At 32.4% G+C, this 19,184-nt stretch carries 20 protein-coding genes and 3 tRNA genes; 11 read left to right on the forward strand and 12 right to left on the reverse strand.

The features are described 5' to 3' along the window. Positions 1-54: 54 nt before the first annotated feature. From EG242_RS03345 to EG242_RS03355, 3 genes are all read left to right on the forward strand, one after another. On the forward strand, positions 55-2,211 hold the full coding sequence (locus EG242_RS03345) for a S9 family peptidase (protein ID WP_124898505.1): 2,157 nt from the start codon (positions 55-57) through the stop codon (positions 2,209-2,211). 18 nt (positions 2,212-2,229) lie between these two features. Next, positions 2,230-2,739, forward strand: coding sequence for a glutathione peroxidase (locus EG242_RS03350; RefSeq protein ID WP_449578416.1), 510 nt, complete (start codon positions 2,230-2,232; stop codon positions 2,737-2,739). Positions 2,740-2,837: 98 nt separating this feature from the next. Beyond that, positions 2,838-3,452 carry an NUMOD4 domain-containing protein gene (locus EG242_RS03355; RefSeq protein WP_124898506.1) on the forward strand — a complete coding sequence of 205 codons (615 nt, stop codon included), beginning with the start codon at positions 2,838-2,840 and terminating at the stop codon, positions 3,450-3,452. 15 nt (positions 3,453-3,467) lie between these two features. Here the strand turns inward: EG242_RS03355 and EG242_RS03360 are convergent, their stop codons facing one another. After that, positions 3,468-4,319 carry a DUF6929 family protein gene (locus EG242_RS03360; protein ID WP_124898507.1) on the reverse strand — a complete coding sequence of 284 codons (852 nt, stop codon included), beginning with the start codon at positions 4,317-4,319 and terminating at the stop codon, positions 3,468-3,470. A gap of 40 nt (positions 4,320-4,359) precedes the next feature. On the opposite strand from EG242_RS03360, the gene EG242_RS03365 reads away from it, so the two are divergent. Beyond that, positions 4,360-5,226, forward strand: a complete 867-nt coding sequence (locus tag EG242_RS03365; protein ID WP_124898508.1) for a PPK2 family polyphosphate kinase — start codon at positions 4,360-4,362, stop codon at positions 5,224-5,226. Between the two features lie 39 nt (positions 5,227-5,265). On the opposite strand, the gene EG242_RS03370 is transcribed toward EG242_RS03365, so the two are convergent. The 3 genes from EG242_RS03370 to EG242_RS03380 form a co-directional block, all read right to left on the reverse strand. Then, complete coding sequence (locus EG242_RS03370; RefSeq protein ID WP_124898509.1) at positions 5,266-6,612, reverse strand: DEAD/DEAH box helicase; 1,347 nt, start codon at positions 6,610-6,612, stop codon at positions 5,266-5,268. Positions 6,613-6,666: 54 nt separating this feature from the next. Further along, positions 6,667-7,425 carry a C40 family peptidase gene (locus EG242_RS03375; RefSeq protein WP_124898510.1) on the reverse strand — a complete coding sequence of 253 codons (759 nt, stop codon included), beginning with the start codon at positions 7,423-7,425 and terminating at the stop codon, positions 6,667-6,669. A gap of 69 nt (positions 7,426-7,494) precedes the next feature. Next, positions 7,495-8,673, reverse strand: coding sequence for an acetyl-CoA C-acyltransferase (locus EG242_RS03380; protein ID WP_124898511.1), 1,179 nt, complete (start codon positions 8,671-8,673; stop codon positions 7,495-7,497). A gap of 254 nt (positions 8,674-8,927) precedes the next feature. Here EG242_RS03380 and EG242_RS03385 point away from each other — a divergent pair. The 3 genes from EG242_RS03385 to EG242_RS03395 all read left to right on the forward strand — a co-directional run bounded on the left by EG242_RS03385 (position 8,928) and on the right by EG242_RS03395 (position 9,192). Continuing rightward, positions 8,928-9,011 (forward strand) — tRNA-Ser (locus EG242_RS03385). 5 nt (positions 9,012-9,016) lie between these two features. Further along, positions 9,017-9,091: transfer RNA gene (locus EG242_RS03390), tRNA-Pro, on the forward strand. 27 nt (positions 9,092-9,118) lie between these two features. After that, positions 9,119-9,192, forward strand: a tRNA-Arg gene (locus tag EG242_RS03395). A gap of 36 nt (positions 9,193-9,228) precedes the next feature. On the opposite strand, the gene EG242_RS03400 is transcribed toward EG242_RS03395, so the two are convergent. The 6 genes from EG242_RS03400 to EG242_RS03425 are packed head-to-tail and all read right to left on the reverse strand — an operon-like array spanning position 9,229 to position 13,781. Continuing rightward, positions 9,229-10,116, reverse strand: coding sequence for a TlpA family protein disulfide reductase (locus EG242_RS03400; protein ID WP_124898512.1), 888 nt, complete (start codon positions 10,114-10,116; stop codon positions 9,229-9,231). A gap of 59 nt (positions 10,117-10,175) precedes the next feature. Next, positions 10,176-11,324: a redoxin domain-containing protein gene (locus EG242_RS03405; protein WP_235831859.1), complete on the reverse strand. Its 1,149-nt coding sequence runs from the start codon at positions 11,322-11,324 to the stop codon at positions 10,176-10,178. Positions 11,325-11,384: 60 nt separating this feature from the next. Then, positions 11,385-11,759 (reverse strand): DUF423 domain-containing protein, encoded by a 375-nt coding sequence (locus EG242_RS03410; RefSeq protein WP_124898513.1) that lies wholly within the window; start codon positions 11,757-11,759, stop codon positions 11,385-11,387. A 2-nt stretch (positions 11,760-11,761) separates the two neighbouring features. After that, positions 11,762-12,691 carry a transglutaminase domain-containing protein gene (locus EG242_RS03415; RefSeq protein ID WP_124898514.1) on the reverse strand — a complete coding sequence of 310 codons (930 nt, stop codon included), beginning with the start codon at positions 12,689-12,691 and terminating at the stop codon, positions 11,762-11,764. 9 nt (positions 12,692-12,700) lie between these two features. Beyond that, entirely contained in the window at positions 12,701-13,546 is an 846-nt protein-coding gene (locus EG242_RS03420; RefSeq protein ID WP_124898515.1) for a substrate-binding domain-containing protein, read from the reverse strand. Between the two features lie 31 nt (positions 13,547-13,577). Then, positions 13,578-13,781, reverse strand: coding sequence for a hypothetical protein (locus EG242_RS03425; RefSeq protein ID WP_124898516.1), 204 nt, complete (start codon positions 13,779-13,781; stop codon positions 13,578-13,580). A gap of 80 nt (positions 13,782-13,861) precedes the next feature. Here EG242_RS03425 and EG242_RS03430 point away from each other — a divergent pair, with 80 nt between their 5' ends. From EG242_RS03430 to EG242_RS03440, 3 genes are all read left to right on the forward strand, one after another. Continuing rightward, entirely contained in the window at positions 13,862-14,212 is a 351-nt protein-coding gene (locus tag EG242_RS03430; protein ID WP_124898517.1) for a translation initiation factor, read from the forward strand. Position 14,213: 1 nt separating this feature from the next. Beyond that, a complete protein-coding gene (locus tag EG242_RS03435) occupies positions 14,214-15,086 on the forward strand; it encodes a nucleoside phosphorylase (RefSeq protein ID WP_124898518.1) in 873 nt (290 codons plus the stop codon). Positions 15,087-15,244: 158 nt separating this feature from the next. Continuing rightward, positions 15,245-16,747 (forward strand): succinate CoA transferase, encoded by a 1,503-nt coding sequence (locus tag EG242_RS03440; protein ID WP_124898519.1) that lies wholly within the window; start codon positions 15,245-15,247, stop codon positions 16,745-16,747. A 257-nt stretch (positions 16,748-17,004) separates the two neighbouring features. Here the strand turns inward: EG242_RS03440 and EG242_RS03445 are convergent, their stop codons facing one another. Together EG242_RS03445 and EG242_RS03450 are read right to left on the reverse strand one after the other, a co-directional pair. After that, positions 17,005-17,238, reverse strand: coding sequence for a hypothetical protein (locus EG242_RS03445; RefSeq protein WP_124898520.1), 234 nt, complete (start codon positions 17,236-17,238; stop codon positions 17,005-17,007). 3 nt (positions 17,239-17,241) lie between these two features. Next, on the reverse strand, positions 17,242-18,624 hold the full coding sequence (locus EG242_RS03450) for an MATE family efflux transporter (protein ID WP_124898521.1): 1,383 nt from the start codon (positions 18,622-18,624) through the stop codon (positions 17,242-17,244). 69 nt (positions 18,625-18,693) lie between these two features. On the opposite strand from EG242_RS03450, the gene EG242_RS03455 reads away from it, so the two are divergent. After that, positions 18,694-19,179: a hypothetical protein gene (locus EG242_RS03455; protein ID WP_124898522.1), complete on the forward strand. Its 486-nt coding sequence runs from the start codon at positions 18,694-18,696 to the stop codon at positions 19,177-19,179. Positions 19,180-19,184 lie beyond the last annotated feature (5 nt).

Raw genomic sequence — 19,184 nt, forward strand, 5'->3', positions numbered from 1 at the left:
AACAGTTATTGCTATTTTCATTAAATCTAATAAATTAGCACAAATATATTATATATGAAGAAACTTACTTTATACGCTTTTGTCTTAGCCGGTTTTTTTGCGCAAGCACAAAATAATTTAACTATAGAAGAGGCAACTTTGGCGGCACAAAAAGGCTTTGGTACCAAATCTCTTTACGGCGCACAATGGCGAACAGCTAATGAACTTACTTATATCGATGCATCTTACAAAGCTTTAGTAGAAAAAAATATTCATGATAAAACGGTTGAAAATTTTGTTACCACTGCCGATCTAGAAAGTGCAGTTGCCGAAGCAATAAACGAAAAGATTTCTTTTAGAACCATTCCTTTTGATTATCATTGGGATAACGAAAAAGAGTTGTCGTTTACTTATCAAGGTGAAAACGACAAATATTTTGTTGTTTATAATATCGATACAAAAAAAGTATCAAAAGCTATAAAATTCAATGCTGCTGCATCAGAAGAAATCATCGCACCAAATAAAAATTACATTGTATATTTAAATAAAAATAATGTAGAAATTATTTTTACAAATGGCGATGTTGTTAAAGTTACTAATGATCCCGATCATGTTATAAACGGTAGCAGTAATACGCATAGAAATGAATTTGGTATTGATCGTGGAATGTGGGTTAGCCCAGACAGTAAGAAAATTTTGTTCTATAAAAAAGACGAGCGTATGGTTAAAAACTATCCGCTGGTTGATTTTGGAGCAAGAATTGCCGAGGTTAAGGATATAAAATATCCAATGGCTGGCTTAAAATCCGAAGAGGTAAGTTTGCACATTTATGATATCGATACTAAAAAAACAACTGTACTAAATATCGAAGGTGATAAAGAACAATTTTTAACAATGCCATCTTGGTCACCAAACAGCGAATCGGTTTATGTTGGTGTTTTAAATCGTGGTCAAAACCATTTAAAATTGCAAAGATATACGGCATCTACAGGAAATTTTGAAAAACAATTGTTTGAAGAAAAAAGTAAAACCTACGTTGAACCAAATACACCTTTAAAGTTTTTAAACGATAAAGAGTTTATTTATGTATCAGAGAAAGATGGATACCGCCAAATGTATCGCTATAACACCAACGGTAAGCAATTAAATAGTTACGTTTATAAAGATGTTCTTTTTAAAGGTTTTGTAGATGTTTCGCCAAAAGAAATTTACTACATGGGTACAGCCAACAAAGGCATGGATAAGTTATTGTACAAGGTTGATTTAAAATCAGGGAAAACCATTCCTGTTACTAAAAACTCCGCGACTTATAATGTAGAAATGAATAAAGATAAAACGTGGTATTATGCACAATATACCAATTTTACTACACCAAACAATATATCTTTAAACGCAGTGAATGGCAAGTCTACACTAGAATTATTGAATGCACCAAACCCATACGAAGGTAAAACGGTGTTGCCAAAAGTAGAACTTGTTACCATAAAAGCTGCAGACGGTAAAACAAACTTGAACGGAAGAATTTTATATCCTGCAAATTTTAACGAAAACGAAAAATATCCTGTAATGGTGTACGTTTACGGCGGACCTCATGCACAATTAGTTTCTAACCGTTTTGGCGCAGGTGCTGGTGGTTTTGATTACTATATGGCACAACAAGGCTTTGTAGTTTTTACTTTGGATAACAGAGGAAGCGAAAACCGCGGACGTGATTTTGAACATGTAATTCATAGAGAATTGGGTCAGAATGAAATGGCTGATCAAATGAAAGGAGTTGAGTTTTTAAAGTCGAAGAAGTTTGTTAATGCTGATAAAATTGGAGTATACGGTTGGTCTTACGGTGGATTTATGACTACAAGTCTTATGCTTAATTATCCTGATACATTTAAAGTTGGTGTTGCCGGCGGACCAGTTATCGATTGGAAATGGTACGAGGTTATGTATGGTGAACGTTATATGGATACACCTGAAGAAAACGCTGAAGGCTATGAAAAAGCATCAACCTTAAATAAAGTGAAAAATTTAAAAGGAAGGTTGTTGATGATTCATGGAGCACAAGATCCTGTGGTTGTGCAACAACATAGTATGGCGTTTATTGAACAATGTATTAAAGAAGGTAAGCAAGTAGATTATTTCTTGTATCCAACACATGAGCACAATGTTTCAGGAAAAGACAGAGTGCATTTGAATGCTAAAATTGCCGATTATTTTATCACACATTTAAAAAAATAACTTTAAAATGCATCAGTAATGATGCATTTTAATTTTTCAATTTATATGGAATCGATCTATAATTTCAAAATAAAAACATTGCAAGGAAAAGAAATTGATTTTAACGATTTCAGGAATAAAACAATTTTAATTGTTAACACAGCTAGCAAATGTGGTTTTACACCCCAATACAAAGGGTTAGAAAAATTGTATCAACAATACAAAGATCAAGGTTTAGTGATTTTAGCATTTCCGTGCAATCAGTTTAATAATCAAGAACCTGGAGATTCTTCAACAATAGAAAATAACTGTTTGATTAATTACGGAGTATCTTTTCCGGTTTTTGAAAAAATAGATGTAAACGGAAAAAACGCACACCCACTATTTAAGTATCTAAAAAAGAGTTTACCCGGTTGCTTCACGAATGCTATAAAATGGAACTTTGCAAAATTTTTAATTGATGCACATGGAAATCCTGTTAAACGTTTTGCGCCATATACACAACCTGAAAAAATTAACATATTCATGCTAAAAAATAACTACTTCTAGAGTAGTGAAAAAAAGTTTAAAAACCTATATTTGCTAAACCTTATAAAAATAAAAACACTTACATAATTAATTAAAAAAAATAATTACAAATAATTATTATGTTAGTTTTATATCCCGGAGAAAATTTTATTGAATTAGACTTAGGCGTAAAAAAAAGACTTCGGTATGCGGTGTCTAACTTTGGTCGTTTAATAAGTTTTAAAGATAATATGAAAGAAGGTACATTGCTAAAACCCAATGTTACCAATAATTTACGCATTTTTAGACACAAAGTACCTAAAGAGGATGCTAAAGGCTATTTGCACAAACACATAATGCTGTCTCGTGCAATTGCAGAGGCATTTGTAGAAAAGCCATCGCCAGAACACAACCATGTTATTCATTTAGATTTTGATAATCAGAACGATCATTTTACAAATTTAAAATGGGTAACAGAAGCAGAGAAGTATGCGCACCAACGTATAAACCCAAATGTTATTGAAGGTCATGTTAAACGTGTAGAAAAAAAGCGTTTAGCACAAAAGGGAATGAAATTAGATTCTACCCAAGTAATGCGAATTAAACGTATGATTTTTGATCCACAACGTAAAACTAGAATGCGTATAATTGCCAAACAATTTGGTATTAGTGAAATGCAGTTGTATCGTATAAAAACGGGCGAAAATTGGGCTAATGTACCAACGCCAAACTTTAAAATAAAAGAAGAAAAATAAACAGTAATTTACTGCTTATTTTATTTTTCCTTTTAAATCTATTTGTAATTTGTAGATAACGGCTTCGTTGTTTTTTGCATTGTCAGCATCTTCGCACAAGGCAAACACAGCACTTTTTTTGCTTTGTTCTAATACAGTTATGCCTTCAAATTTTTGGTTGTCGCTTATTTTTTCTGTAAAAAGCAATTTCATCTTTTTTAGATCAATTGCACCAAAAAGACTTCCTTTTATGGCACCATCGTTATAAGTAGACGTTTCATCTTCTGCAGTTGCAATAAAATATAGTGTATTGTTAATTACAGTTGCATCAGAAAATCCGCTTGGTATATTGTTTATTTTGGGCAGATCAAATTCAAAATAATAAATATTAAAATCATCGGTTAAATTTTTACCCTGAACCACATACAAATAATTTGCGTTTTTTGGTCCGTTGCCACGATTTATAAACAACCAGTCTTCATTATAGGTTGTAACTGCTTCAATATTAAAATCATCGATTGAAAGTTCAGAAAAACTCATCATTTCATCATACAGATTGGTTAAATCTATTGGGGTAGAAAATTTCGAGAATTTGTTAAACATAAAACCTTGGTTTCTGTTTTTAGTCGATCCTGATCCAAATGCATACCAAGTATTGTCAACAATAATGAACGATTCAAGATCGTGCTTTGTAGATTTCGACAGGTGGTTATTAACTGGTTCACCGTCTAAAGAATATTTCGCCAGTGAATCATTCGCTATAAAATAATGATACAAAGCATTTCCGTTATCAGAAACCAGCTGAATTTCGTTATTTTCATATCCGATACCAGACGCAGCTACAATTCCCGAGATTTTTAACCAAGAGGTAAGCAAATATTTTTTCATTGCTAAAATTTTATTGACTAATTTAGAGAAAAAGAATAATATGAAGCGCAATTATTTTAAAGTTCCCGAAAATTTAAACTTAAAGGATATTCCAACAAAATATAACACAGGTTTAGATCCTATTGCACTTAAAAAAGAAATTAAAAAGTACAGTAAAAAGATTGCCGAACTGCAGGATATGATGTATGCAGATGATCGATATTCGGTCTTAATTTGTTTTCAGGGAATGGATACTGCTGGAAAAGACAGTATGGTTCGTGAGGTTTTCAAAGGATTTAATCCGCGTGGTGTGGTTGTAGAAAGCTTTAAAACACCGTCGTACAAAGAATTGCAGCACGATTTTATGTGGAGACATTATACCAAATTACCCGAAAAAGGAAAATTTACCATTTTTAATAGAACGCATTACGAAAATGTTTTAATTACGCGCGTACATCCTGAATATCTGGAGAACGAACGGAATCCGTATATTGATATAAATAATTTAACTGATGATTTTTGGAATAATCGTATGCAGCGAATGGTTCAGTTTGAGAAATTTTGGGCAGAAAATGGCGTAATCATTTTAAAATTCTATTTACATTTAAGTAAAGACGAACAGAAAAATCGTTTGTTAAAACGTATTGACAAACCAAAACATCAATGGAAATTTTCTCCTGACGATCTTAAAGAACGTGGGTTTTGGGATAAATATCAGTTTTGTTACGAAGAAGTTTTAAAAAACAGCAGTCATAAAAAAGGGGAGTGGTTTATAGTTCCTAGTGATGATAAAGATGTTAGCCGTCTAATTGTATCAAAAATTATTTATGACACTTTAAAAAAGTATAAAGACATTGCGTACCCACAACCAGAAGACGAAATAGTAGAACATATTTCAAAGTATAAAGAAGAACTGTTAAACGACTAATAAAAAAGGATTGTTCTGTATTTTGAACAATCCTTTTTTTTATTTCTTCTTGCGTTTTTCGTCTCTTTTGCGTTCAACCGCACGGTTTCTAGGTGCCGATTTTCTTGGGGTTCTTTTTCCGGGGCCGCCTAAATTTACCTTTTTATTTTTATCTTTCTTTTCATGAAAAGCCTCGCCGCGTTCTGTATCAATTTTACGCTTGTTGGTTTTCATTTTAACTTTGTCTTTTTCAAACTCTAAACGTTGTTCTGCAATAACCACATGGCTAGGAATATCCAACAAAGGAATTTCGTAATCCATTAACGATTCAATATCAAAATGGGTTTCTTCTTCTTTGGGACTAATAAAACTAACGGCAGCGCCTTCTTTATCGGCACGACCTGTTCTACCAATACGGTGAATATATTGTTCAGGAATTTCGGGCATTTGCAGGTTAAAAACATGGGTAATATCGGTGATATCTAATCCACGTGCCATAACATCGGTAGTAACTAACCCTCTTAACTCACCATTTTGAAACAATTCCATAGTGTTTAAGCGGTAATTTTGCGTTTTATTAGAATGAATTACGCCAAACTGACCTGAAAAATCTTCGTTTAGATGTTCTAAAACATAATCTGCCAAACGTTTATTATTAACAAAAAGTAAAACGCGTGTGCTGGTTTCATCGTTTGTTAAAATATCTTTTAAAACATTTAATTTGGTAAGAAAGTTAGGAACGAGGTAAGCACTTTGCTTAATTTTTTCTAACGGAGTTCCCGATGGTGCCAACGAAACTTCTTCAGGAAAATTAAAATAATCATCTAAAATTTCGTCAACTTCTTCGGTCATGGTAGCAGAAAAAAGAATGTTCTGCTTTTTATCTTTCATCATGGAAAGTATTGATGTTAATTGTGTGCGAAATCCTAAATTTAAAATTTCATCAAACTCATCAATCACCAACTTTTGCAAGCTATCAAATCTTAAAATATTATCTAAAGCTAAATCCATTACTCTACCAGGAGTTCCAACAAAAATGTCAATTCCTTGGTAAACAGATGTTTTTTGAGTGTTGATGTTTACACCGCCATAAATTCCCAATACACGAATAGACATATATTTGGTAAGTTTTTCAATTTCTTCTACAACTTGAACTACCAATTCACGTGTTGGTACCAATATAGCAACGCGGGGTGCATCAGTCTCCTGAAATTTCCATTGTTTTAAGATAGGTAATAGATAAGCAAAGGTTTTTCCGGTTCCTGTTTGAGCAATTCCCATAACGTCTTTACCAGACAAGATGATATTGAATGATCTTTCTTGAATTGGGGTAGGATTTATGAAACCTAATTCATCAAGTGCCTTTTGTAAAGATTTTGGTAAGTTAAACTGCTCAAATGTTGCCATAAATAGATATTTTGGCAAAGGTAAGCATTCTAAAAAGAAATGAAGTGCTTAAGACTAAATGATTTTTTTTATTACACGAAGTTTGTGTGTGTGCCGTCCGGTGTCTGTATTTAAAATTCCTAAATGATCTAAACGGTCTATACGTACTTTACCATGTGCATGGATAATGTAATTATTTTCCATGATAATGCCCACGTGAATAATTTGACCTTCTTCATTATCAAAAAATGCCAAATCGCCCACTTCACTTTCTTCAATAAAACTTAAAGCTTCGCCAATTTTTGCTTGTTGTGATGCGTCGCGTGGAATGTTATACCCATTTAAGCGGTATACCATTTGGGTAAATCCAGAACAATCTATGCCAAAAGGTGTTTTACCGCCCCATAAGTAAGGTGCGTTAAGATATAAATAGGCTGTTTGTAAAAGATTTGTTTTTGGTTGAATGCCTGTAATTAAGTTACCATCAAATATTAGTTCTTGTAAATTGATATCGGCAAACGTTAAGAAAGATAAATCGCTACCTAATGATATAGGCATTAAAGTGTTATTTCCGGTAAGGTAGTCTATTAAATCGGCACAATAAAATTTAGCATTTTCTTGTATCTTTTTAAATTGATCTTCTGTAATTATTGTAAATTGTTTGTTATCTATCCAACCTTCATACAAATCGGCGGTTAAAGATATTTTAGACCACTTTTCTTTTTGTTCTATAATAGTAAACGTTTCTCCGAAAAGAACTTGTGTTACTAATTCACTTCGGTCTGAAGGTTCAAACCGTAAAGGAACAATAGCCAAATTACAAAGTGCATACATATTTTAAATTTAAAAAAGAGATGAGAAGGTTAAAAGACACCTTCTCATCTTAATAAAATTTTTTAAGTATTAAATTTTTTCAATCACAATAGCAGATGCACCACCACCACCATTACAAATAGCAGCTGCACCAATTTTACCGTTGTTTTGATTTAAAATGTTTAATAAAGTTACAACGATACGTGCCCCAGAACATCCAAGCGGATGACCTAAAGATACCGCACCACCGTTTACGTTTATTTTAGATTGATCTAATTTTAAAATATTTGCATTTGCAATTCCAACAACAGAAAAAGCTTCGTTAAATTCAAAGAAATCAACATCGTTAATACTAACGCCAGCTTTATCTAATGCTTTAGGTAATGCTTTAGCTGGTGCTGTTGTAAACCATTTTGGTTCTTGTGCAGCGTCTGCAAATCCTTTTATGTATGCTAAAGGTTTTAAGCCTAATTCGATTGCTTTTTCTTCGCTCATTAAAACAACAGCAGCAGCACCATCATTAATTGTAGATGCGTTTGCAGCAGTAACAGTTCCATCTTTAGTAAACGCAGGGTTTAAAGCTGGAATTTTATCTAATTTTACGTTAGAATATTCTTCGTCTTTAGTAACCATTATAGGGTCACCTTTACGTTGCGGAACAGCAACAGGAACAATTTCTGCATCAAATTTACCAGCATCCCATGCTTCAGCAGATTTTTTGTAAGAATTTATAGCAAATTCGTCTTGTTGTTCTCTTGTAATATTATGTTCAGTTGCAGTAGCATCGGCATAAACACCCATTGCTTGGTTTTCATAAGCATCGCTTAATCCATCTTTCTGCATACCGTCAGTAAAGGCAGTTCCACCAAACTTAACACCTGTTCTTAAATTAGCGTAATGTGGAATCATGCTCATGTTTTCCATACCACCTGCAACAATAATATTAGCATCACCATTAACAATAGCTTGTGCACCTTGCATAATAGCTTTCATACCAGAAGCACACACTTTATTTACAGTTGTACAGGCAACATCATGAGATAAACCTGCTAATAACGCAGCTTGACGAGCAGGAGCCTGACCAACACCGGCCTGAACTACATTCCCCATTAAAACTTCGTCAACTTTATTTGGATCTAAATTGATTTTTTCTAAAGCACCTTTAATCGCTGCTGCACCTAATTTTGGAGCAGAAACTGTAGATAATGCGCCCATAAAACTTCCTATTGGAGTTCTTGCAGCAGATACAATTACTACTTTCTTATTCATAAAATTATTAAAGTTTAGTTTACTGCGAATTTACTAAATATTATTGTTTTATCAATAAAAAAAATATAATTGAATTTTTTTAAGTTATTACAAATAACTATTGTTGTAACAGCAATGTTATAGCAAGCTGATTATGAATATACTAATTTTTTTAGTTGTTTTTTTTTGTAAAAAATATAGATAAAGGCTTGCAAAATCTTAAATCTCGTTATACATTTGCTATCGCTTAACTAAATAATTTTGTTAGTTTAGTAGGAGAGGTGCCAGAGTGGTAATGGAGCAGATTGCTAATCTGTCGACGGGTAACTGTCGCCAGGGTTCGAATCCCTGTCTCTCCGCTTTTCGGGGTGTAGCGTAGCCCGGTTATCGCGCCTGCTTTGGGAGCAGGAGGCCGCAGGTTCGAATCCTGCCACCCCGACAAATTAAGCCTACGTGTTTAAGGTCAGGCCCAATAGCTCAGCTGGATAGAGCAACTGCCTTCTAAGCAGTAGGTCTCAGGTTCGAATCCTGATTGGGTCACAAGTTAAAAAATCGTACTTATTTAAGTACGATTTTTTATTTTTTACCCAATAATTCATCTAATTTATTAGATAAATCTTCTCCTTTTAAATCTTTTGCTACAATGTTTCCTTTTTTATCTAAAATAATAGCTTTTGGTATTGATGTTATTTTAAAGTGTTGCAATAATGGTTCGTTCCAGCCCTTTAAATTAGATAGTTGTAACCACGATAAATGATCTTTTTCTATTGTATTTTTCCATTGTTGCTCATCTGTATCTAAAGATATAGCAATAATTTTTAAACCTTTATTTTTATATTTTTTAAAGAGTGCAACCGTGTTTGGGTTTTCTTTACGGCAGGGTGCACACCACGATGCCCAAAAGTAAATTATAGTGTATTTACCTAGATTGTTATATAAAGTTTGTTGTTTTTTTTTGGTGTCTGGTAACGAAAAATCAGCAACTTTTGCTCCAATTTTTACAGAAGCATATTCTTTTAAAAAAGCATCAAGTTTTTTTCCGTTTTCTGAATTTTTATTGCTTTGGCTTAATCCTTTGTAAAAAGTTTCTAATAAATTATAATTTACTTCCTCGTAAATTCCATTTAATTTTTCGTTTATTAAAACTTGAGTGTATTTGTTATTTTTATTTTGTTCGATAAAAGTGAACTTTGCTACTTCAATTTCATTTTTTACTTTTTTTTCTTTTTGATAATGCTCTCTATAAGCTTTGCTTTCTTCTGCGGTAAATTTTGAAGAATTAGCTGCTTTTGGTTTTTTCTTAGCTATTTCTTGTAATTTTTCAGTGTAATGCTTAATGAAATTTTCAAACTCAGTTAAACCCTCATTTTGTAAATTTTCTTTGGGTTGATCTTCTACAGTATGTTGTGCACTTGTTAAAAGTGGTGCACATAGCAGTAATAAAGAAAGATATTTTTGTAACATATTATAAATGTAAAAAGTCGGTAACAATGTACCGACTTTTTATGAATTTTCAAGAAAATTTATTTTAAAAGTTCTGCAATTTTAGCATCTAATTCTGCACCTTTTAAATCTTTTGCAACAATAGTTCCGTTTGCATCTAAAATAAATGTTGCAGGAATAGCTTCTACAGCGTAATCTTTTGCAATGGCATCATCCCAAAATTTTAAATTAGATACTTGTAACCAATCTAACTTATCATCGGCAATTGCTTTAACCCAAGCATCTTTTTCTTTGTCTAAAGAAACCCCAATAATTTTTAAACCTTGTGCTTTGTATTTGTTGTAAAGAGCTACCACATTTGGGTTTTCTTTACGACAAGGTCCACACCATGAAGCCCAAAAATCGATAAGTGTTGCTTTACCTAAATTTTTGTGTAATGATTCTGTTTTCCCATCAGGAGTATTAGCACTGAAATCTGGTGCTTTTTTACCAATAGCTACTTTGTCTTGTTTTGCTTGACTTTCTTTTTGAGTTTCTTCTATTTTCTTAAGATTTTCAGCAAACTCTTTACCTTTTTTAGTGTCTTTTACAGAAGCATCTAAATCGTTGTAATATTTTTTAATTTCATCTGGCGTTAAAGCATCAGACATTGCCAATTGCGTTAACAATAATAAAGAAATATAAGAATCTTTATTAGAGTCGATGAATTTTTTGTTTTGATCAACGTATTTTTCTTGAATTTTTGTAATCTGGCTCATTAACGATTGCATAGTAGCTTGATCGCCTTTTTGCTGAGCTTCCATGAATTTAGCTTGATTTTGTTGTTGAAAATCCATTATTTCTTTTTGGATTTTGTAAGCCTCATCATTATAAGATGTCATTAAGTCGTTGTTTTTTGTACCATTAACTTTAACTTCATCACGTTTCTCTTTATCAAACGTAAATTTAATTTCACCTTTTTCAAAAATGAATGGGTACATGAATTCTTGTGTTTTACCTAATTCAATAAAATAAATATCGGTTTCAGGAGTTTTGTCGTTTTTAAAAGTAAACGTACCGCCTTTAACTTCTGTTGAATCTATTTTGGTAAATCCGTTTTCGTCTTGTTTATTGATATAAACTTTAGTTCCATCTTCAAAACCTTTAACATCACCTTTAATAGTATATCCATCTTTATTACAAGAAACTAAAACAGCGGTTGTAAAAGCAAGTGCAAATAATTTTTTCATTTAAAATAGTTGATTTAATTTGGTGTAAATGTATAAAATATAATGTTAATAAAAATAAAATTAATTTACAGAGTTTAAAATAAGCAATATCCAGCCTAAAAGCAGTAATAGTCCGCCAATTGGGGTAATTGGGCCTAATATTTTTAACTTTTTATTTAATGCACTGCTTATGCAAAGACCATAAATACTGAAACTGAATAGCAGTATTCCAAAAGTTAGCGAATAAAATAGTAAATTTTCATGTGCATTAATGTGCTGTAAATTAAAACCAATAATTACCAAAAGCAAAGCATGATACATTTGATATTTTACACCGGTTTCGAAATTTTTAAGCTGCTCTTCGTTAAAAATGTTTTTAAGGGCGTGGGCACCAAAGGCTCCAAAAATAATTCCTAAAGCTCCAAATACAGCTCCTGTAGTTATAAAAATATTCATAATTAATTTAAGGTTAATTCTCCTAATATTTCTTCAGACATGAACGGGCCGCCTGGATATTTTGCTGTATAATCTAAATTCAACCAAACTTGTCCGCGTTCATCTATATGATAATGTATGGTTCTGCCTTTAGATTCCTTTTTAAATAAAACTTCTTTAATTAAGTAAATTACATTTTCTAAATCGGCTTTTGTACCAATAAGCATTTCGGGATACATGTGTTCTTTTGTATGAATAAGCCGTGGGGTACCACCAATTGCACGCACTGATGCAGCCATTAATATAGAATGATCGTCACAATCGCCAGAAAAATGCTGTAAAGATTCTGATGCTGTTGCAATATATTCCCGGTTTTTAGGATCGTTTACATAGTTCCAATTATCTTGTATTTCTTTAAAAATAGCAAAACATTGAATTATTTGGCGGTATTCTTTGTATCCTTTTATGTTTCTAAAATGTTTTGTTGTTGCGCCCACAGCAAAGTTCCGAACGTGTGGATTATCGTACTCAATTGCTTTAATGATTTTTGATTTGTTTGGAAAAGGCAACAATTTAGAAACAATGATATCCTGCGGATTGGGGTTGTCTGTCATAGCGTAAATCATGGCGCGATAATCTTCGAAAACCGATTTAAATCCGTAACCTGTAAATAACGTTCCAAAAAGTAGTACCAACACATAAATTATAATCGCAAAAAACAAAAATTGTTTTATATAATGTAGAATGTAAGTTACAATGGCAGTAATTAGTAGAAAAAGTAAAATACGGTCTAAATGCGCAGGCCATTCCGGATCTATTAAATTTTGGTGCAGAATAATAAAAACAGGAATTAACGTTAAAAGTGTTAAAAGCAAAATTATAATAGTATCCCAAGGCTTAGGCAGGCTAAGCTTATTTAAGGTACGCAATAATTTTACATTTACTATTTTCATTAACTACTTTTAAACAACAACTTCGGAATATTTTAAAGGGTGGTTTATTATTTTAAATTTTATTAAATCGGATATAATTTGATTAAACTGTGTTTCGGTAACTTTTTTTTGTGACCATTTGGTTATTTGTAACCATTGTTGGATATCTTCTAATTTTTGATTGAAAACACTTGCTAATGTTCTGTCGATACTCGGAATCATTTTAAATTCGCTTGTTGTTTGATTTATAATATCTAACAAATTATCAACCATTGCTTTATTTTGTTCATAAAATTCTTTTCGTGCAACAATCATAAAACACGGCCAAGGTGTAGGGCAAACATCCACACGTCTAAAAATTCCTTTATCAACAATAGGCTGGGTCATAAACCTGTCCCACATAAAATAATCGGCTTTATTGGCAGATAATGCTTCAACTGCGCCATTTAACGTATTTACGATTTCGAATTTTATCGAATCAAAATCCCATTTCTGGTTGGCAGCATTTACATACGTCATTAATTCAGAACCCGAACCATAGCGCGAAATAGCAGCTGTTTTTCCAAATAAATCGTCAACCGTTTTATAACTACTTTCGGCATTTACGTGAATTCCCCATTGCAAAGGCGATTGCACAAATGTTTGCAAAATAACCGATTCATTTCCGTTGGCAATATCCTTTAAAATACCTTCGGTTAAAATAACAGCTAAATCGGTTTCGTTATTGCGTAGCATTTCGCACATTTTACCGGTTCCTTCAGGCACATCGGTCCACTTAACATCAATGCCAACTTCGTTAAACATGCCTTCGTCAATAGTTAGTTGCCATGGAAAATTAAAGTGCTCTGGTACACCAATAATTCTTGCCGTTTTCATTGTAATTATGTTTAAATTTTAGGTAAATGTACTATTTTAATTTATTATTTAACATGTTAACCAAGGCTTGATATTTAGATAATTCAACCAATTCTTCGTCAATAGTAGTGTGATCTTTAAGATCATTGATTAATTCTTGAACACTGTCAATTTTTTTCTTTGCAAGCAACGGTTGTTTGTTTGCAATGGCATCGATAACTTCTTGTATAAGTTGATGTAAAATGGTTAATTTCAAATTAAGTCAATTTTATTCATACAAAAATAAGCTTTCTGTATAGTTTATGTATCTTTGATTATCAAAATTAATCGTTAAAAATGGCAAAAAAAATATCGAGCTTAGAAGATTTGGGCGGATTTGTTTTTTCTACGAACAAAGATTTTGAATTTGATCAAAATTCAGAAACCGAAGAAACATTAAATCCCAACCAACAGCATTTAGAAGCGCATTTAGATAAAAAAAATCGTGGTGGAAAAGTTGCTACCGTTATTAAAGGTTTTGTTGGATCTGCCGATGACTTAAAAACATTAGCTAAAGAGTTGAAAACCCTTTGTGGAGTAGGTGGTAGTGCTAAAGATGGTGAAATTATCATTCAAGGAAATTTTCGTGATAAAATAATGGATTACCTTAAAAACAAAGGTTATAAAGTAAAACGAGTAGGAGGTTGATATGGAAAAGATTAAAGATTCTGAATTAATATTAAATCCCGATGGTAGTGTTTATCATTTGAATTTAAAACCCGAAAATATTGCAAACGACATCATTTTTGTGGGCGATCAAGATAGGGTAGAAGCCATTACAAAATATTTTGATTCGGCTGAATTTTCAACTCAAAAACGAGAATTTAAAACACAAACAGGTACTTATAAAGGTAAACGACTAACCGTAATTTCAACAGGAATTGGCCCGGATAATATTGATATTGTGTTGAATGAATTAGATGCCTTAGTAAATATCGATTTTGCTACAAAAACGGTTAAACCTAATTTGACAAATTTAAACATTGTTCGTGTTGGAACATCGGGTTCGTTACAAGAAAATATTCCTGTAGATTCTTTGTTAATGTCGGCATTTGCCATTGGTACCGATAATATGTTGCGCAGTTATAGTTTGCAAGATGTGACTAATCAAGCAATAGAAAAAGCGTTTGTAAACCATACTAATTGGGATCTTTCTAAAGGTTTACCTTATGTTGTTGCTGCCGATAATAATTTATTGAACAAATTTAAATCTGATACTGTTTTTGAAGGAATTACCGTTACAGCTGGCGGATTTTACGGTGCACAAGGTAGAATTTTGCGTTTACAGTTGAACGATGAATTTTTAAACGATAAAATAGATTCGTTTGAATTTGAGGGAATAAAAGCAACTAATTTAGAAATGGAAACTGCTGCAATTTTTGGCTTGTCAAAATTATTAGGACACAAAGCCTTGTCGTTAAATGCAATTGTTGCAAATCGTAAAAATGGCACATTTAGCACAAATCCGTATGCCACAATAGATAAATTAATACAATTTACATTAAATAAAATTATTGGATAGATTTTTTTTGTCAATTCTTTTTTTACTAATAAAAATTATTTCTTAAAATTTCGATTAATTATTTAAAAATACGTGTGAAAATTAAAATGTTTATTAATTAAGGTTTTGTTGTTTATGTATTTGTTAACTTTGTAAGGCTATACAACAATAGTTTTATTATGGACAGAATTTTATATTCACATTATAACGATAAAGTAATGGCTGCCGATAAAGCAGCTTTGTTGATTGAAAATAACAACGTAGTTGGTGCAAGTGGTTTTACAAAAGCGGGCGACAGTAAATCGGTTTTACCTGCCTTTGCAAAACGTGCAGCAAATGAAGAGGTTGCCATTACGTTGATTACCGGAGCATCGTTAGGTTATACAACAGATGCCGATTTAGCAGAAAACAACGCTTTAATTCGCAGAATGCCTTTTATGGCAGATCCGGCTTTACGAAAATCAATTAACGATTATAAACTTAAATACATAGACCAACACCTTAGCGAAACAGTAGAGCAATTAATCTGCGGACATATCGCACCTATTGATGTTGCAATTATTGAAGCTTCTTTGATAGATGAAAACGGAAACATTATTCCTACAACTTCCATAGGAAATTCGGCTTTTTTTGCTGCACAAGCTAAAAAGATCATTATAGAAATCAATACAAAAATTCCGTTGTCTTTTAAAGGAGTTCACGATTGTGTGGTTCCAAATTCGTATCCAGATCGCGATGTGATCAATATTCAAAATATAACAGACAGAATAGGGGAAACCTTTATTAAAATTGATCCGGAAAAAGTAATTGCTGTTGTTTATACCGATATTACCGATCAGCCTGCCGTAATTGCAGAGCCCGATGTAAAAACGACTGCTATTTCAAATCATTTGTTGAACTTTTTTGAGAACGAAGTTAAAAAAGGAAAACTTACCTACAGTTTGCTGCCTTTGCAAGCGGGAATTGGTAAAGTGGCAAATTCGGTTTTAATGGGTTTTAAAAATTCTAATTTTAAGAATTTAACCATGTATTCTGAAGTTTTGCAGGATTCTACTTTTGATTTGATCGATTCTGGAAATCTTGATTTTGCTTCTGGATCATCTATCACCGTTTCTGAAGGTTGTTACGAACGATTAATTAATAATTTCAATGATTATAAGGATAAATTAGTATTGCGTCCACAAAATATTTCGAACGCTCCTGAAGTTGTCCGCAGATTAGGAATTATTGGAATTAATACAGCTATTGAATTTGATATTTACGGCAACGTAAACTCTACTCATATTTCGGGTAGTAAAATGATGAACGGAATTGGCGGATCAGGCGATTTTGCAAGAAACGCTTATTTAAGCATATTTGTTTGCCCGTCTGCATCTAAAGAAAACAATATTTCGCATGTAGTGCCAATGGTTACACACCACGATCACACCGAACATGATGTTGATATTTTAGTAACCGATCAAGGTTTGGCAGATTTAAGAGGACTAGCTCCACGTGAACGTGCTGAAGTGATTATTGAAAACTGTGTACACCCTGATTTTAAAGAAGAAATTCGCGATTATTTTACAAGAGCTTGTGAACAAACCGGTGGACAAACACCTCATATTTTAGAAGAAACCTTTAAATTTCATACTCGTTTAAAAGAAACGGGAAGCATGCAAAAAAATAAAACACTTGTTTAAAACAAGTGCTTTATTGGTTGGTTTCATTTGCTAGTAAAAACTATGCGCTTTTAGCGCAAGACTTTCAGACTCTAAAAATTTTTGCCAAGGATTAAAGGATTTTTAGGATTATATAAAATCTGTGTAAATTCTTTAATCTGTGGTTTTAAAAATCGGATCTTAGTCCGAAATCAAACCTGTGAGTTTTCAGTTTATAGTTTTTTAGTTAATTAACTTATAATAAATAAGAACAATAAACTAATTTCATAATCTAAACTTTATTCCTCTTCAGCAAAACGAGTAATTTCTCTTTCATAAAATTCGCCCGCTAGGTCAATTAAACGATCCATTTCTTCTTTTAATTCTACTTCTTCAGATTCATCTAATTCTTCTAAAAATTCAATATCTTCTGTTTCTAAATCAATAATAAAACGTGGATATTCTAAATGTATCACAAATAAATTATCAGGAAAATCGGTATTATCGGCTAAAACAAATTTTGGTAAATCCATTGTTTAAATTTTAATGTTATTGTTAATGTATTTCTTTGACATGTAATTGAAGCGAAGATACGAAAAAATTGCAGCTACTGTTAAGCCCGCTAATAAACCGTACCAAATACCTTCTGCTTTTAAGGGTGTGTATAACGCCAAGTAAATACACAAAGGAAAACCAATTACCCAATAAGAAACAAAAGTTATAATCATTGGTAAATTTACATCTTGCAACCCACGCAAAGCACCTAATGCTGTTACCTGAATACCGTCTGATATCTGAAAAATAGCTGCAATTAACAATAGCTTTCCAGCAATTAAGATCACTTCTTCATTCATAAGTGTTTGTGTAGCATCATTGTTGTTTAAGAAAAGCAATGGAATTAGGTTGTGAAAAATCATAAAAAATAATGCAAAACCCGAATACAGAATAAACGTCATTAACATGATTGATTTGGCTACGGTTTCCATTTTAACATAATCTTTTAAACCTTTTTGGTTACCCACGCGTATCATTGCAGCTACACTTAAGCCCGATGCAAACATAAAAGTCATTGATGCCATTGAAAGTGCAATTTGGTTAGCAGCTTGTGATTCTGTTCCTAACATTCCTGAAATCCAAACAGCACCCGTAAATAAAGCTACTTCAAACAAAGACTGCATTGATGATGGAATACCAATACTTGCAATATATTTCGATGTTTTAATATTGATTTCTTTAAACGATATTTTTTCAAGATAAGGTGTAAATACATCTAAACGATACATAACCACGATAAAGTAAATAAGCATTACAATACGCGATATTAAGGTACCGTAAGCGGCACCCATCATACCCATTTCGGGGAAAATCCACACACCATATATTAATAAATAATTAAAAACTACGTTTACAATATTGGCAATAATAGTGGCGTACATTGAATATTTTGTTTGCGATTTACCGTCGGCAAATTGTTTAAATCCTTGATAAATAACTAATGGAATCAATGAAAGTGCCACCACATCTAAAAACGGTTTTGCCATTTGGGTAACATCTGCAGGCTGATTCATTAAATCTATAAAAGGCTTTAAAAAGAATAGTAATGCAAATAATATCAAGCCTAAAAGTGTGCATAAAAAAACACCATTTATAAATATATTTCTACCCTTACTTATATCATTTTCAGTGTCAGAAGCAGCTATTAAAGGTGTAATTGCAGTTGAAAATCCTACACCTACAGATAATGCAATGAAAATAAAACTATTAGCAAGCGATGCAGCAGCCAATTCTGTAGCACCAATTTTCCCAACCATAATGTTATCTACAATTCCCACAATGGTATGCCCAAGCATCGCTAGAATAATTGGGTAAGCCAGTTTAAAATTGTAACCAAATTCTTGTGTATATTTTTTAAGATCCATTCATTTTTTTTGCAAAGATATTTAGTATTGGCATAACACTTGAATAGATTATAGAAAAAGATATAAATTATGAAAAAGATTTTTTATACCGCCGTTGCAACTTTATTTATAGGTTCGGCAGCATTTAGTCAAACAGGATATAACAAAGGATTTCGTTTAGGTTTGGGTTTAAACGGAGGTTTTCCTACCGATGGTGATTACGACGGAAGCATTGGTATTGATGCCCGTTTACAATACGATTTTACCAAAAAAACATCGATAACCCTAACATCGGGATATACCCATTTGTTTGCAGAGCCTGAAGAAGTTGGTTTTGTGCCTGCAAAATTAGGTTTTAAATATTTTCTAGGAAATCAGTTTTATGCAATGGGCGAAGCAGGTGCTGCCTTTGGCGTTAACGGAAATATTGATAATTCGCTAATTGTTGCACCGGTTTTTGGTTTTGCCAATAAATATTTAGATGCCAGTGTGCGTTACGAATATTACAGTGAATACGAAACCGATCAAATTGCGCTTCGTTTGGCTTATGGTTTTAGTTTAAAGAAGAAAAAGTAGTATAT

Source organism: Paenimyroides viscosum, from assembly GCF_003858535.1.
Classification (GTDB): Bacteria; Bacteroidota; Bacteroidia; order Flavobacteriales; family Flavobacteriaceae; genus Flavobacterium; species Flavobacterium viscosum.

Coding starts and splice junctions, on each gene's coding strand:
- EG242_RS03445 (WP_124898520.1), bottom strand. CDS start 17,238: ATGGATTTACCAAAATTTGTTTTAGCCGATAATACCGATTTTCCTGAT.
- EG242_RS03355 (WP_124898506.1), top strand. CDS start 2,838: ATGTTAGTTTTATATCCCGGAGAAAATTTTATTGAATTAGACTTAGGC.
- EG242_RS03375 (WP_124898510.1), bottom strand. CDS start 7,425: ATGTATGCACTTTGTAATTTGGCTATTGTTCCTTTACGGTTTGAACCT.
- EG242_RS03410 (WP_124898513.1), bottom strand. CDS start 11,759: ATGAATATTTTTATAACTACAGGAGCTGTATTTGGAGCTTTAGGAATT.
- EG242_RS03360 (WP_124898507.1), bottom strand. CDS start 4,319: ATGAAAAAATATTTGCTTACCTCTTGGTTAAAAATCTCGGGAATTGTA.
- EG242_RS03405 (WP_235831859.1), bottom strand. CDS start 11,324: ATGAAAAAATTATTTGCACTTGCTTTTACAACCGCTGTTTTAGTTTCT.
- EG242_RS03345 (WP_124898505.1), top strand. CDS start 55: ATGAAGAAACTTACTTTATACGCTTTTGTCTTAGCCGGTTTTTTTGCG.
- EG242_RS03380 (WP_124898511.1), bottom strand. CDS start 8,673: ATGAATAAGAAAGTAGTAATTGTATCTGCTGCAAGAACTCCAATAGGA.
- EG242_RS03400 (WP_124898512.1), bottom strand. CDS start 10,116: ATGTTACAAAAATATCTTTCTTTATTACTGCTATGTGCACCACTTTTA.
- EG242_RS03370 (WP_124898509.1), bottom strand. CDS start 6,612: ATGGCAACATTTGAGCAGTTTAACTTACCAAAATCTTTACAAAAGGCA.
- EG242_RS03455 (WP_124898522.1), top strand. CDS start 18,694: ATGAAAAAGATTTTTTATACCGCCGTTGCAACTTTATTTATAGGTTCG.
- EG242_RS03435 (WP_124898518.1), top strand. CDS start 14,214: ATGGAAAAGATTAAAGATTCTGAATTAATATTAAATCCCGATGGTAGT.
- EG242_RS03430 (WP_124898517.1), top strand. CDS start 13,862: ATGGCAAAAAAAATATCGAGCTTAGAAGATTTGGGCGGATTTGTTTTT.
- EG242_RS03415 (WP_124898514.1), bottom strand. CDS start 12,691: ATGAAAATAGTAAATGTAAAATTATTGCGTACCTTAAATAAGCTTAGC.
- EG242_RS03365 (WP_124898508.1), top strand. CDS start 4,360: ATGAAGCGCAATTATTTTAAAGTTCCCGAAAATTTAAACTTAAAGGAT.
- EG242_RS03440 (WP_124898519.1), top strand. CDS start 15,245: ATGGACAGAATTTTATATTCACATTATAACGATAAAGTAATGGCTGCC.
- EG242_RS03350 (WP_449578416.1), top strand. CDS start 2,230: ATGATGCATTTTAATTTTTCAATTTATATGGAATCGATCTATAATTTC.
- EG242_RS03450 (WP_124898521.1), bottom strand. CDS start 18,624: ATGGATCTTAAAAAATATACACAAGAATTTGGTTACAATTTTAAACTG.
- EG242_RS03420 (WP_124898515.1), bottom strand. CDS start 13,546: ATGAAAACGGCAAGAATTATTGGTGTACCAGAGCACTTTAATTTTCCA.